Annotated in this window: 14 protein-coding genes; 8 read left to right on the top strand and 6 right to left on the bottom strand. The window is 59.8% G+C overall.

Annotated elements, in window-relative coordinates; translation table 11 throughout:
* Positions 1-32: 32 nt before the first annotated feature.
* The 5 genes from rfbA to AB5I78_RS21290 form a co-directional block, all read right to left on the bottom strand.
* Positions 33-917, bottom strand: a complete 885-nt coding sequence (gene rfbA, locus AB5I78_RS21270; protein WP_106576359.1) for a glucose-1-phosphate thymidylyltransferase RfbA — start codon at positions 915-917, stop codon at positions 33-35.
* Between the two features lie 2 nt (positions 918-919).
* Positions 920-1816 (bottom strand): dTDP-4-dehydrorhamnose reductase, encoded by an 897-nt coding sequence (gene rfbD, locus AB5I78_RS21275; RefSeq protein ID WP_242195795.1) that lies wholly within the window; start codon positions 1814-1816, stop codon positions 920-922.
* Positions 1813-2868 (bottom strand): dTDP-glucose 4,6-dehydratase, encoded by a 1056-nt coding sequence (rfbB, locus tag AB5I78_RS21280; protein WP_370003539.1) that lies wholly within the window; start codon positions 2866-2868, stop codon positions 1813-1815. Before rfbB ends, rfbD begins: the two co-directional genes overlap by 4 nt.
* Before the next feature lie 4 nt (positions 2869-2872).
* Positions 2873-3847 (bottom strand): glycosyltransferase family 2 protein, encoded by a 975-nt coding sequence (locus tag AB5I78_RS21285; protein WP_369301320.1) that lies wholly within the window; start codon positions 3845-3847, stop codon positions 2873-2875.
* A 302-nt stretch (positions 3848-4149) separates the two neighbouring features.
* Entirely contained in the window at positions 4150-5010 is an 861-nt protein-coding gene (locus AB5I78_RS21290; protein ID WP_369301321.1) for a DMT family transporter, read from the bottom strand.
* Positions 5011-5432: 422 nt separating this feature from the next.
* Here AB5I78_RS21290 and AB5I78_RS21295 point away from each other — a divergent pair, with 422 nt between their 5' ends.
* Entirely contained in the window at positions 5433-6224 is a 792-nt protein-coding gene (locus tag AB5I78_RS21295) for a lysostaphin resistance A-like protein (protein ID WP_369301322.1), read from the top strand.
* Between the two features lie 74 nt (positions 6225-6298).
* Complete coding sequence (locus tag AB5I78_RS21300; protein WP_369301323.1) at positions 6299-7864, top strand: methyl-accepting chemotaxis protein; 1566 nt, start codon at positions 6299-6301, stop codon at positions 7862-7864.
* A 102-nt stretch (positions 7865-7966) separates the two neighbouring features.
* Here the strand turns inward: AB5I78_RS21300 and AB5I78_RS21305 are convergent, their stop codons facing one another.
* On the bottom strand, positions 7967-8659 hold the full coding sequence (locus AB5I78_RS21305) for an alpha/beta family hydrolase (protein ID WP_369301324.1): 693 nt from the start codon (positions 8657-8659) through the stop codon (positions 7967-7969).
* Between the two features lie 79 nt (positions 8660-8738).
* On the opposite strand from AB5I78_RS21305, the gene ccoN (AB5I78_RS21310) reads away from it, so the two are divergent.
* The 6 genes from ccoN (AB5I78_RS21310) to ccoO (AB5I78_RS21335) all read left to right on the top strand — a co-directional run bounded on the left by ccoN (AB5I78_RS21310) (position 8739) and on the right by ccoO (AB5I78_RS21335) (position 14329).
* Entirely contained in the window at positions 8739-10163 is a 1425-nt protein-coding gene (gene ccoN / locus AB5I78_RS21310) for a cytochrome-c oxidase, cbb3-type subunit I (RefSeq protein ID WP_242195813.1), read from the top strand.
* A gap of 10 nt (positions 10164-10173) precedes the next feature.
* Positions 10174-10782: a cytochrome-c oxidase, cbb3-type subunit II gene (gene ccoO / locus AB5I78_RS21315; protein ID WP_369301325.1), complete on the top strand. Its 609-nt coding sequence runs from the start codon at positions 10174-10176 to the stop codon at positions 10780-10782.
* A 3-nt stretch (positions 10783-10785) separates the two neighbouring features.
* Positions 10786-10986 carry a cbb3-type cytochrome c oxidase subunit 3 gene (locus AB5I78_RS21320; RefSeq protein ID WP_106576350.1) on the top strand — a complete coding sequence of 67 codons (201 nt, stop codon included), beginning with the start codon at positions 10786-10788 and terminating at the stop codon, positions 10984-10986.
* On the top strand, positions 10983-11930 hold the full coding sequence (ccoP, locus tag AB5I78_RS21325) for a cytochrome-c oxidase, cbb3-type subunit III (protein WP_369301327.1): 948 nt from the start codon (positions 10983-10985) through the stop codon (positions 11928-11930). Before AB5I78_RS21320 ends, ccoP begins: the two co-directional genes overlap by 4 nt.
* A gap of 348 nt (positions 11931-12278) precedes the next feature.
* Complete coding sequence (gene ccoN / locus AB5I78_RS21330; RefSeq protein ID WP_369301329.1) at positions 12279-13721, top strand: cytochrome-c oxidase, cbb3-type subunit I; 1443 nt, start codon at positions 12279-12281, stop codon at positions 13719-13721.
* The gene (gene ccoO, locus AB5I78_RS21335) at positions 13721-14329 is read left to right on the top strand and encodes a cytochrome-c oxidase, cbb3-type subunit II (protein ID WP_078738505.1); all 609 of its coding nucleotides are present in this window, start codon (positions 13721-13723) and stop codon (positions 14327-14329) included. The genes ccoN (AB5I78_RS21330) and ccoO (AB5I78_RS21335) overlap by 1 nt, the downstream gene beginning before the upstream one ends.
* Positions 14330-14334: the final 5 nt, after the last annotated feature.

Raw genomic sequence — 14334 nt, forward strand, 5'->3', positions numbered from 1 at the left:
CAGCTCCGAATACCGCGCCGGGCATCGCACTATCAAAAAATCTTTTCGTGCAGCAAACGCTTGAGATACTGACCGTAGCCATTCTTGGAAAGCGGCGCGGCGAGTTTCTCCAGCTGCTGCGCATCAATCCACTTTTGTCGAAACGCGATCTCTTCAGGGCAGGCCACTTTAAGCCCCTGACGGTGCTCAAGCGTAGCGATGAAACTACTGGCTTCCAGCAGCGAGTCGTGGGTGCCGGTATCCAACCACGCATAGCCTCGGCCCATGATCTCTACCGACAGCTTGCCCCGCTCCATGTAGATACGGTTAAGGTCGGTAATCTCAAGCTCGCCTCGTGGCGACGGCTTGATGCTTTTGGCGATGTCCACTACGTCCTGGTCATAGAAATAAAGACCGGTCACCGCGTAGTTCGACTTGGGCTCAAGAGGCTTTTCTTCGAGGCTGATCGCCTTGCCCTGTGCATCGAACTCTACAACGCCGTAACGCTCAGGATCGTTCACGTGATAGGCGAAAACACTCGCGCCATCCTGACGCAGCATCGCGCTTGCCAGCAGTTCATTGAAATGATGGCCGTGATAAATGTTATCGCCCAGCACCAAGGCCGACAGGTCGTTGCCGATGAACTCTTCGCCGATGATGAATGCCTGCGCCAGGCCATCCGGGGACGCCTGCACGGCATACGAAATATTCAAACCCCAGCTACTGCCATCGCCCAACAGCTGCTCGAAACGCGGGGTGTCCTGCGGCGTTGAAATGATCAGGATGTCGCGAATACCCGCCAGCATCAGCGTGGTCAGCGGGTAGTAGATCATTGGCTTATCGTAAACCGGCAGCAATTGCTTGGAGATAGCCAAGGTTGCAGGGTGCAGGCGCGTGCCTGAGCCGCCAGCCAGGATGATTCCTTTACGTTTGAGCATGTTCATTTCTCTAGTGTTTCTATGAGCATCCGTGCCACACCGTCTTGCCATTCAGGCAAGCGCAATGAGAAGGCATTCTGCAGTTTTTGGGTGTTGAGTCGGGAGTTGCCGGGGCGCTTGGCCGGTGTTGGGTAAGCGGCGGTAGTCAGCGCACCCACGGCGTCCGGGGCAACCTTGAGTTGCACACCGGCAGTCTGAGCGTGTTCAAGCACGAAGCGGGCATAGCGATACCATGTGGTCTCGCCAGCTGCCGCCAGGTGATAAACCCCACTCAGTTGGGGGTTCGAATGCATTGTGCGGATGGCATGTGCGGTAACGTCGGCCAACAGATCCGCCCCGGTGGGCGTACCAAACTGGTCGTCGATCACGTTAAGGCTGTCGCGCTCTTGCGCCAGACGCAGCATGGTCTTGGCGAAGTTATTACCTCGCGCTGCATAGACCCAGCTGGTGCGCAGGATCAGATGCGCGCAGCCGCTGGCCTGGATCGCTTGCTCGCCCTGGAGTTTGGTCGCGCCGTAAACGCTCAGCGGCCCAACCGGGTCGCTTTCCTGCCAAGGCGTCTGGCCATCACCGGCGAACACGTAGTCAGTGGAGTAGTGAACCAACAGGGCATTGAGCTTCTGCGCCTCTGCCGCCAGCACTGCCGGGGCCTGCGCATTCACACGCAGGGCCTGGTCCGGCTCGCTTTCGGCTTTGTCGACGGCCGTATAGGCCGCCGCATTGACGATGACGTCAGGCGCAAAGCGCTGCACGGTGGCCGCCAACCCTTGCAGGTCGTTCAGATCACCGCAGTAGTCCTGGCTTTTCGAGTCGAGCGCAAGCAATTGGCCCAGCGGGGCCAAACTGCGTTGCAACTCCCACCCCACTTGGCCATTTTTGCCAAGTAGAAGGATCTTCATGCGGAACGCTCGGCGTAGTTCTTTTCTACCCACTCGCGGTAAGCGCCCGATTGGATATTGCTGACCCAATCCTGGTTATCCAGGTACCACTCCACGGTCTTGCGGATGCCGGTCTCGAAGGTTTCGGCCGGCTTCCACCCCAACTCGCGCTCCAGTTTGCGCGCGTCGATGGCGTAACGGCGGTCATGGCCAGGGCGATCGGTGACGTATGCAATCTGGTCGCTGTACGGCGTGCCATTCGCCTGAGGGCGCAGCTCATCGAGCAGGGCGCACACGGTGTGGACGATGTCCAGATTTGGCTTCTCGTTCCAGCCGCCGACGTTGTAGACCTCGCCCACGGTGCCGGCTTCCAGCACACGACGAATCGCACTGCAGTGGTCTTTTACGTACAGCCAGTCACGAATTTGCTGACCGTCGCCATACACCGGCAGTGCCTTGCCTGCCAACGCGTTGACGATCATCAACGGGATCAGTTTTTCCGGGAAATGGTACGGCCCGTAGTTGTTCGAGCAGTTGGTGGTCAGTACCGGCAAGCCGTAGGTGTGATGGTAGGCACGCACCAAATGGTCGCTGGCCGCCTTACTGGCCGAGTACGGGCTGTTAGGCTCGTACTGATGGTGTTCGGTGAACGCAGGATCGTCCTTGGCCAAGGAGCCGTAGACTTCGTCAGTCGACACATGCAGGAAACGGAAGGATTGCTGAGCATCGGCGTCCAGCCCTTTCCAGTAGGCACGCACCGCCTCCAATAGGCGGAAGGTACCGACGACGTTAGTCTCGATGAAGTCTTCCGGGCCGTGGATAGAACGGTCTACGTGCGACTCGGCAGCGAAGTTCAAGATAGCGCGCGGCTGATGTTCAGCGAGCAAACGCTGGACCAGCTGGGTATCTGCGATGTCGCCCTGTACGAATACGTGGCGCTTGTTGCCTTCCAGCGAGCTGAGGTTCTCCAGGTTGCCGGCATACGTCAGCTTATCCAGATTAATGTTGGCTACCCAGTCCAATACAAAGTTTGCACCGATAAAGCCAGCACCGCCGGTTACTAAGATAGTCATTGAGTCAGATCTTTTTCAGTAGTGTTGCAAGAATTAGCCCGAGGTTCCCCATTAAAGTCTGCCGATACAAACCGGCCGACCGGAACCCCAACACTCGTCTAAGTAACGTTTGCCTGCGCGCATGCTTGAAACGCATAAGAGTCAGTCGTTGCTCTTCGCAAAGACGGTGGGACATCGCTTCGAGGGCACAGATATTCTGTTCGTTCCATTCGAAGAAGCGTCCCTGGAAAATCATTTTCAGCCGTACGACGCGAGCGGCCCAACTGGAGTTGCTGCCAATGAGGTTTTCATCGTGCTGGCGGTACAACATTCTCGGCTCGTGATCATAGTGCACGGCGCCGCCCGCCCCAGTCACAAGCTGGTAAATCCACCAGTCGTGAGAGGGAACCTTGACGTTCAAACCCGCCTCGATGATCAATTCACGTGCAGCGCGATTAAAAACCATCGTGTTGCCACCCGCAATACTTTGAACGAGCGCGTTTGAGAAGTGCGGAGGGCGTGGGAAAAGCGGAGAAAAGCCAAGCTTTGCACCAGACTCACTGACTAACTGAGTACGGCCACAGTATAGAGCAGGGATGTGCTCAGGAATGGTCTGCAACCAGGACTGCGCCACCGCCAGCTTATCGTCGTTCCAGATATCGTCCTGATCACACCAGGCGAAATAATCCGCAACGACGTCAGGACGGCAGGTTAACGAGAGAAAATTGGCAACAAACCCTCTTCCGGGGCCGGCCACAACCTTCAAACGGTCGCGCCCCCAACGCTGAGCATAGTCTTGGAGAATCGCTGGCGTACCATCTCGAGAGCCGTCATCGGAAACGACTAATGACCAGTTGCGATGGCTCTGTCGCTCAATGGAGTCGAGTTGATCCCTAAGGAACGCCTCACCATTGTACGAGCACATCAAAACCGCAACCTTTGCTAAGCAAACGTCGTGCGGTTGGACATTGGATAGACTGCGCGATGCGAAAATAGACACAACATCCCTTTGCGAGCAAACTGCATACCCTATAAATACGTAGGATATAGGCCACAATAAGGTCGGAATTATTACAGCATTACTCTGTAAGCACAATCGTACTGAATGCCAGCGGTCGGCTAACATGAGTGTGCTGAGCGCTCTGCAATGCGGCATCGGGCCACTATCTGAGCGTTTGCCCTTAATAGCGCGAGTATGGCGCAGACTCTGAATCTTGCGCGTAACACAATAAACAATGCTTTGACTGGAGCACCTTCTTGCGCGTGCTCCAGTCAGCATTGACTCAACGGCTCGCCACGCACTCAGCTTTTACGAAACACAAACCCCAAGCCAACAACGATCAACCCCATCCCCAACACGCTCAACAACGCCAGCCGATTACCAAAAATCAGGTAATCCATCACCGCCGTCACTGCCGGCACCAGATAGAACAAACTGGTGACGTTCACCAGGTTGCCCCGCGCGATAAGCCGGTACAGCAACAGGGTCGCCAGCAACGACACCACCAACCCCATCCACACCACCGGCAGGTAAAAGCTGGCGCTGTGTTCAAAATGGAACGGCTGGAACGGCACGAATACCGAGCACAGCAGCAACCCGGCGAGGTATTGCACCGGCAGCGTACCCAACGGGTTATCGGTGATGCGCTTCTGCATGATCGAGCCAAGCGTCATGCTCGCCAGTGCCAACAGGCCATAGAGCATGCCCGCCATCGACATGCCGGACAGACCGATGCCCTGGTAGACCACCATGATCAACCCCGCCAATCCCAGGCCCAGGCCAAACAGCCGGCGCCAGGAACGCTGGCGCTCCATGAGTACCACCGTGAGTATCGGCTGCACCCCCATGATGGTGGCCATCACGCCGGGAGTGACTTTAAGGTCCAGCGCCAGCAGATAGAAAATCTGATACGCGCCTAACAACACCAGCCCCGTCGCCGCCGCATACAGCATGGGCTTGCCGGGGCGTGGCAGTTTCAACCTGAGGATCGGCACCAGAACCACCAGCCCCGCCAGGGCGATGGCGAAGCGAATCAGCAGAAAGGCAAAAGGCGAAGCATGGGCCAGGCCCAACTTGGAGAAAATCGCCCCGCTGCTCCACAACAGAACAAACAGGCTCGTCGAGGCCGCCGCGGCCACGGATTGTTTCGAAAGAACAGACATGGATACCACCTGTAATTAGGCAAAAAAGCCGATTCAGCCAAAGCTGAAACTCAATAGGTTTTTTTCAGGTAGGCAAAAGGGAACAGCGATTCGCTGATCAGCCCGAAATGCCGACACCCGGCGGTGATACGACTGCGTACACCGGCGCGCTACTGACAGGTGGGGGGGTAGTGACTGATCTGCGCAGGCTGTTTCTTCCCGCACGGCACGACCACAGCGCTGACCGCTGAATCGACTACCGCTATGCGCTGGGAAGCTGGCATGTGCTGATCTTTTTTGAAGGGATAACGACGCGCCGACTATAACCAGCCGCCTTCCTGTTTTGCAATCACTTAACCCACGCGCCGTGCGTGGAAGAGTTTTCATGCCTGCGCAGAAAGCCGGTCGCTATAATGCCGGCCAGTTTTTTCCAAGGATTTCACATGTTCGCTTTGCCCTGGCTGTACTTGGTGCTTCTTTCGATTGGCTACGGACTGGCCCTGACCTACGGGCAACTGGGCGCGCTAGCGGCCGTGTCGGTGGCCATGCTACTGATCGCCGGGTACGCCGTGCGCCAGCAACGCAGCCCTTGGGCGCGCTACCTCGGCCACGGCCTGTTCATTGTCCTGGCCCTGGGTCTGGCGATGCACTGGCTGCCGGGCTTCTACAACGGCCGCGGTATCGCGCCGCAGCGTTTTACCGCTGACTCGGTACCGTTTTCAATGTACCTGAACCAGGACAAACCGCTGATTGGCTTCTGGCTGTTGCTGGCCTGCCCATGGATCGTGGCGCGTCGCACGCTGCGCCTGTCGATCTGCGTCGCGGCCCTGGCACTGACCCTGACGGCGGTCGCTGCGCTGGGCGGCGCCACATTGCTGGGAATGATCGACTGGGCACCCAAATGGCCGGAACAGGCATGGCTGTGGGTCCTGAATAACCTGCTGCTGGTGACGCTGGTGGAAGAAGCGTTGTTTCGTGGCTATATCCAGGGTGGCCTGAGTCAACGCTTCAAACACCTGCCCTACGGCGAGCACCTTGCACTGTTGCTGGCCTCGCTGCTGTTCGGCCTGGTGCACCTCGGCGCGGGCTGGCATTGGGTGCTGCTGGCGAGTATTGCAGGCATCGGTTATGGCCTGGCGTATCGCTTCGGCGGGTTGGGCGCCGCGATTGCCACGCACTTTGGCTTGAATCTGCTTCACTTCGGGTTGTTTACCTACCCGATGCTGGCCGGCTGATTGTTGCAAAAAATAAGTTAAATAAATGCCTGCAACGGCCGACAACCCATCAAAGCCTTGCGGATTGAACAATCATGCGTAATAACCAACCCGTTACACAGCGCGAACGTACCTTCCCCGCTCAGCAACGGTTGATCTCCACCACAGACGCCAAAGGTGTGATCACCTACTGCAACGACGCCTTCGTCGAAATCAGTGGGTTCACCCGTGACGAGTTGATCCGTGCCCCGCACAACCTGGTGCGTCACCCGGATGTGCCGTCGGCCGTGTTCGCGCACATGTGGTCCACGCTCAAACAAGGCTTGCCATGGATGGGCATCGTCAAGAACCGCTGCAAGACCGGCGATCACTACTGGGTTAACGCCTATGTAACGCCGGTTTTCGATGGCAACCAGGTGGTCGGCTACGAATCGGTGCGCATCAAGCCCACCGCCGAGCAGATTCGCCGCGCCGAAGCGCTCTATCAACGCATCAACCAGGGCAAGTCGGCCGTGCCTCAGCGCGACAAATGGTTGCCGGTGCTGCAAGACTGGCTGCCATTTATCCTGATCAGCCAGCTCAGCTTCATGATCGGTGCGTCGCTCAACTCCCACTGGGGCTTTGCCCTGGCGGCGGGGCTGTCGGTGCCGCTGGGCCTGCTGGGCCTGAGCTGGCAGCAGCGCGGCCTCAAGCGTTTGCTGCGCCTGGCGGAGCAGACCACGTCCGACCCGCTGATCGCGCAGATGTACACCGACAGCCGTGGCGCACAAGCGCGGCTGGAGATGTCGATTCTCAGCCAGGAAGCGCGTCTGAAAACGTGCCTTACTCGCTTGCAAGATACGGCCGAGCACCTCAACGACCAGGCGGCGCAGTCCAACACCCTGGCGCACAACAGCTCCAGCGGCCTGGAACGCCAGCGCGTGGAAACCGAGCAGGTCGCCACCGCCGTCAACCAGATGGCAGCAACGACCCAGGAAGTGGCCAGCCACGTGCAGCGCACGGCGGACGCTACCCAGGAAGCTAACCGCCTGACCGGTCGCGGTCGCGACATCGCCGGGGAAACCCGCGAAGCGATCCAGCGCCTGTCGGTCGCCGTGGGTGAAACCGGTGTAACCGTCACCCAGCTGGCCAAAGACAGTGATGAAATCGGCGGCGTGGTGGACGTGATCAAAGGCATCGCCGACCAGACCAACCTGCTGGCATTGAACGCCGCCATCGAAGCGGCCCGTGCCGGCGAAATGGGCCGTGGCTTTGCAGTGGTGGCTGACGAAGTGCGTCAACTGGCGCAGCGTACCGCCGAGTCCACCGGGCAGATCCACGCCCTGATCGCCAAACTGCAGCAGACCGCCGCTGCCGCCGTGCAAACCATGGACGCCGGGCATCGCCAGGCCGAAGAAGGTGTGGCGCGCGTGATGGAGGCGGATCAGGCGCTGGTGGGCATCAGTGAAGCGGTGGCCAACATCACCGACATGACCACGCAGATTGCCGCCGCCACCGAAGAGCAAAGCGCCGTGGCCGAAGAGATCAGCCGCAATATCAGCACGATTGCGCTGTTGGCGGATCAGACCTCGGAGCAGGCGATGAACTCGGCGCAGTTGAGTGAAGAGCTGACGCATACGGCGAATACCCAGTATTCGCTGGTGGAGCGTTTTAACCGGTAAACCGCTATCGCGGGCAAGCCCGCTCCCACATTGGATTGGGTTCACACATTTCTATTTGTGAATACATTCAAATGTGGGAGCTGGCTTGCCTGCGATGAGGCCCTAAAGGCCGCCGAGAAACTCGGAGACCTTCACCGCCGCAGCCTCCAAATGCTGCTCATGGCTAAACCCCGAAGCCTTCAACGGCTTCAAATCATGATCCCCCGCCACCAGCCACATCACTTCGATGCTCGGCGACAACGCATACGCCTGCACCGCCGCCCGATTGCCCAGCGCATCGCGCTCACCCTGCACAATCAACGTCGGCGTCTTCAGACCGGCCAGATGCTCAGTGCGTGGTTTCTCCGGTTTGCCCACCGCATAAAACGGATAACCCAGGCACACCAACCCGTCTGCAGCCAATTCATCCGCCAGCAAACTGGCCATCCGGCCGCCCATGGACTTGCCGCCAACGGCCAGTTTGCCAGCGACATGGCGTCGCACCTCGGCATACACCTCGCGCCAGGCTTGCAATAGTTTCGGCGCCGGATTCGGCGGACGTTTGCCGCCGTCCAGGCGGCGTTGGGCCATGTAGGGGAATTCAAAGCGCAACACGTTCACGCCATGCCCGGCAAGGCGTGCAGCCATGTCGTTCATAAACCCCGAGTCCATGGGCGCACCGGCACCGTGGGCCAGGATCAGCGTCACCGGCGCACGCGCGCTGGTGCCTGTCGCCGCATCCCACAACCAGCCGTGCTCGCGCACACACTGCGCCCATTGATCCCCGTCAATACTGGCCTTGTGCTCTTTGCCCATGCTTGCCTCGCTTTTTAGTCTGCCTATAACTCCAGCCCAAGTGCCGCATTGGCTTGGGTTGAACCGTGGATGGGGAACCATGAACACTACTTTAAGTACCGCCTATAACTACAAGGTGGTCCGCCAATTCACCATTATGACGGTGGTGTGGGGCATCGTCGGCATGGGGCTCGGGGTTTTTCTCGCCGCCCAATTGGTTTGGCCTGCACTCAACTTCGATTTGCCCTGGACCAGCTTCGGCCGCTTGCGCCCGCTGCACACCAACGCGGTGATCTTTGCCTTCGGCGGCTGCGCGCTGTTCGCCAGCTCCTTCTACTCGGTGCAGCGCACCTGCCAGACACAGCTGTTCGCGCCGAAAATCGCCGCGTTCTGCTTCTGGGGCTGGCAGCTCGTAATTCTATTGGCCGCGATCAGCTTGCCGCTGGGCTACACCAGCTCCAAGGAATACGCCGAGCTGGAATGGCCGATCGACATTCTGATCACCATCGTCTGGGTGGCCTACGCGATCGTGTTCTTCGGCACGATCATGAAGCGCAACACCAAGCACATCTACGTCGGCAACTGGTTCTTCGGCGCGTTCATCATCACCGTGGCCATCCTGCACATCGTCAACAACCTGGAAATCCCGGTCAGCCTGACCAAGTCCTACTCCCTCTACGGCGGTGCGACGGATGCCATGGTGCAGTGGTGGTATGGGCACAACGCGGTAGGCTTTTTCCTCACCGCCGGTTTCCTCGGGATGATGTATTACTTCGTGCCCAAGCAAGCCGAGCGCCCGGTGTATTCGTATCGCTTGTCCATCGTGCACTTCTGGGCACTGATCACCCTGTACATCTGGGCCGGCCCGCACCACTTGCACTACACCGCGCTGCCGGACTGGGCGCAGTCACTGGGCATGGTGATGTCGCTGGTACTGCTGGCCCCGAGCTGGGGCGGCATGATCAACGGCATGATGACGCTGTCGGGCGCCTGGCATAAGTTGCGCAGCGACCCGATCCTGCGCTTTTTGGTGGTGTCGCTGGCGTTCTACGGCATGTCGACCTTCGAAGGGCCGATGATGGCCATCAAGACGGTCAACGCCCTCTCCCACTACACCGACTGGACCATCGGCCACGTACACGCCGGCGCGCTGGGCTGGGTGGCGATGATTTCCATCGGCGCGCTGTACCACATGATCCCCAAAGTGTTCGGCCGCGAGCAGATGTACAGCCTCGGCCTGATCAACGCGCACTTCTGGCTGGCCACCATCGGCACCGTGCTCTACATCGCCTCGATGTGGGTCAACGGCATCGCCCAGGGCCTGATGTGGCGTGCGGTCAACGAAGACGGCACCTTGACCTACTCCTTCGTCGAAACCCTGGTGGCCAGTCACCCTGGCTACATCGTGCGACTGGTGGGCGGTGCAGTGTTCCTCAGCGGCATGTTCCTGATGGCTTACAACACGTGGCGCACCGTGCGCTCGGCGCAACCTGCCGAAGCCGCCCCTGTCGCGCAAATGGCCTGAGGAGTCAGTGATGAAACACGAAACGATTGAAAAGAACGTCGGCCTGCTGATGCTGCTGATGGTGCTGGCCGTGAGCATCGGCGGCCTGACCCAGATCGTCCCGCTGTTCTTCCAGGACGTGACCAACAAGCCGGTCGAAGGCATGAAGCCCTACACCGCGCTGCAACTGGAAGGCCGCGACATTTACATCCGCGAAGGCTGCGTGCAGTGCCACTCGCAGATGATCCGCCCGTTCCGTGCCGAAACCGAACGTTACGGCCACTACTCGGTGGCGGGCGAAAGCGTGTGGGACCACCCGTTCCTGTGGGGCTCCAAGCGCACCGGGCCAGACCTGGCCCGCGTCGGCGCGCGCTACTCGGACGACTGGCACCGCGCGCACCTGTACAACCCGCGCAACGTGGTGCCGGAGTCGAAAATGCCGGCCTACCCATGGCTGGTCACCGCGCCGGTCGACAGCAGCCACACCGAAACCAAGTTGAAAGTGATGCGCACCCTCGGCGTGCCGTACACCAACGACGACATCAGTGGCGCCGTCGCCAGCCTCAAGGGCAAGACCGAAATGGACGCGCTGGTTGCGTACCTGCAAGTGCTCGGCACTGCCATCAAGAGCAAGAGGTGAGCCATGGGATTTGAATTCGACGCGGGCACCATCCGCGGCCTTGGCACGCTGGTGGTCGCCATCGCTTTTATCGGCCTGTCGCTGTGGGTGTTCAACAACCGGCGCAACGCGGAATTCGAGCAGGCCCGCCTGCTGCCGTTTGCCGATGAACCTACTCCATCCGACGCTCAAGAAGAGCCTGCAACAAGGAGCACTCGCCCATGACGACCTTCTGGAGTACATGGATCTGCGTATTGACCCTCGGCAGCCTGATCGGCCTGACCTGGCTATTGATCGGCACCCGCAAGGGCGAAACCAAGGGCAGCGTCGACCAGACCATGGGCCACGCCTTCGATGGCATCGAGGAATACGACAACCCGCTGCCGCAGTGGTGGTTCATGCTGTTCGCCGGCACCCTGGTGTTTGCGGTCGGTTACCTGATCCTCTACCCAGGCCTGGGTAACTGGAAAGGCGTGTTACCGGGCTATGAAGACGGCTGGACCCAGACCAAGGAATGGGACAAGGAAATGGCCAAGGCCGACGCCAGGTTCGGGCCGATCTTCGCCAAATTCGCGGCCATGCCGGTGGAAGAAGTCGCCAAGGACCCACAAGCGCTGAAAATGGGCGGCCGCCTCTTTGCCTCCAACTGCGCGGTGTGCCACGGCTCGGATGCCAAGGGCGCGTATGGCTTCCCGAACCTGGCGGACAACCTCTGGCGCTGGGGCGGTTCGGCGGAAGCGATCAAGACGACCATCCTGAATGGTCGCCACGCGGCAATGCCGGCCTGGGGTGAAATATTGGGCGAAGAGGGTGTGAAGAACGTCGCCGCCTTTGTGCGTCACGACCTGGCCAAGCTGCCATTACCCGCCGACAGCACCGCCGATCTGGCGGCCGGTCAAGCCGCCTTCAATACCACCTGCGTCGCCTGCCACGGCCCACAAGGCCACGGCATGGAAGCCATGGGCGCGCCGAACCTGACCGAGCCTGCCGGTTTCATCTACGGCACCAGCCTGGCGCAACTGCAGCAGACCATTCGCCACGGCCGCCAGGGCCAGATGCCAGCGCAGGACGTGCTGCAAGGCAATGACAAAGTGCACCTGCTCGCGGCCTATGTGTACAGCTTGTCCCATAACGCTGATGGCGCAACGCCAGAAAGCCCAACCGAGTAACCGCAGACTGCCGCCCCAACCTGGGGCGGCAGCCCTGCCCCCCTCAGCGACCAAGTGTCGCACCCCTGCCCACCCCAACTTTCCCCTGCTGCCATTCGGGTCTACGCTTGCCCAACAGTGACCGGTTTTGGCGTATCAGGCGACTGCCGTTGCGACCTGAAAAAATTCCTGTCCACCCGATCAGCTTTCGATTTCTGATTTTGTCCTTACGCCAAACATGGAAAGGGCGCAGAATCTGGCCCGGAACGCATTGATACAGGTCAGCCATTGCGTTGCAATGGCCCCTCGGTTTGTCCATACTTGCGGCCGATTTCAACTATAAAAAAACCTAAACCGTGGAACCTTAGAATGAGCACAGCAATCAGTCCGACTGCTTATAACTATAAGGTAGTCCGCCAGTTCGCCATCATGACGGTGGTCTGGGGGATCCTTGGCATGGGGCTCGGGGTGTTCATCGCCTCGCAACTGGTTTGGCCGGAATTGAATTTCGGTTTGCCATGGACGACCTTCGGCCGCCTGCGCCCGCTGCACACCAACCTGGTGATTTTCGCCTTCGGCGGATGTGCATTGTTTGCCACCTCCTACTATGTCGTGCAGCGAACCTGCCAGACGCGACTGATCTCCGACGGCCTCGCCGCCTTCACCTTCTGGGGCTGGCAAGCCGTGATCCTCGGCGCCATCATCACCCTGCCGCTGGGCTACACCACCACCAAGGAATACGCCGAGCTGGAATGGCCGATCGCCATTTTGCTGGCCATCGTCTGGGTGACCTACGCCGTGGTGTTCTTCGGCACCATCGTCAAGCGCAAGACCAAGCACATTTATGTGGGTAACTGGTTCTACGGTGCCTTCATCCTGGTCACGGCGATGCTGCACATCGTCAACCACGCGTCCTTGCCGGTGAGCTGGTTCAAGTCCTACTCGGCCTACGCCGGGGCGACGGACGCGATGATCCAGTGGTGGTACGGCCACAACGCGGTGGGATTCTTTCTCACCACCGGCTTCCTGGGGATGATGTATTACTTCGTGCCCAAACAGGCCGAGCGTCCGATCTACTCGTATCGCCTGTCCATCGTGCACTTCTGGGCGCTGATCACCCTGTACATCTGGGCCGGCCCGCACCACCTGCACTACACCGCGCTGCCGGATTGGGCGCAGTCGCTGGGCATGGCGATGTCGATCATCCTGCTGGCCCCCAGCTGGGGCGGCATGATCAACGGCATGATGACCCTGTCGGGCGCCTGGAATAAATTGCGCACCGACCCGATCCTGCGCTTTTTGGTGGTGTCGCTGGCGTTTTACGGCATGTCGACCTTCGAAGGGCCGATGATGGCGATCAAGACCGTCAACTCGCTGTCCCACTACACCGACTGGACCATCGGCCACGTCCACGCCGGCGCGTTGGGCTGGGTGGCGATGATCTCCATCGGCGCGCTGTATCACATGATCCCCAAACTGTTCGGCCGTGCGCAGATGCACAGCGTCGGGCTGATCAATGCGCACTTCTGGCTGGCCACCATCGGCACCGTGCTCTACATCGCCTCGATGTGGGTCAACGGCATCACCCAGGGCCTGATGTGGCGTGCGATCAACGATGACGGCACGCTCACCTACTCCTTCGTCGAAGCGCTGCAAGCCAGCCATCCGGGCTATATCGTCCGCGCCCTGGGCGGTGCGTTCTTTGCCAGCGGCATGCTGTTGATGGCCTACAACGTCTGGCGCACCGTGCGTGCCTCCGACCCTGTAGAGGCTGAAGCCGCCGCCAAGATCGCCGTTGTGGGAGCTCACTGATGAAGCATGAAGTAGTCGAGAAGAATATCGGCCTGCTGGCCTTCTTCATGGTCATCGCCGTGAGTATCGGCGGCCTGACCCAGATCGTTCCGCTGTTTTTCCAGGACGTGACCAACAAGCCGGTCGAAGGCATGAAGCCGCGCACCGCGCTTGAACTGGAAGGCCGCGACGTCTACATCGCCAACGGTTGCGTGGGCTGCCACTCGCAGATGATCCGCCCGTTCCGCGCCGAAACCGAACGCTACGGTCACTACTCGGTGGCCGGTGAAAGCGTGTGGGACCACCCGTTCCTGTGGGGTTCCAAGCGCACCGGCCCGGACCTGGCCCGCGTCGGCGCACGTTACTCGGACGACTGGCACCGCGCGCACTTGTATAACCCGCGCAACGTGGTGCCGGAGTCGAAAATGCCGGCCTACCCGTTCCTCGTGGAAAACAAGCTCGACGGCAAGGACACCGCGAAGAAGATGGAAGTCTTGCGCACCCTGGGCGTGCCCTACACCGATGAAGACATCGCCGGTGCAGCCGCAGCCGTCAAGGGCAAGACCGAAATGGACGCACTGGTGGCCTACCTGCAAGGCCTTGGCACCATCATCAAAAGCAAACGGTGATCTGC

This window comes from Pseudomonas sp. N2-3-1-14 (assembly GCF_041228395.1).
Classification (GTDB): Bacteria; Pseudomonadota; Gammaproteobacteria; order Pseudomonadales; family Pseudomonadaceae; genus Aquipseudomonas.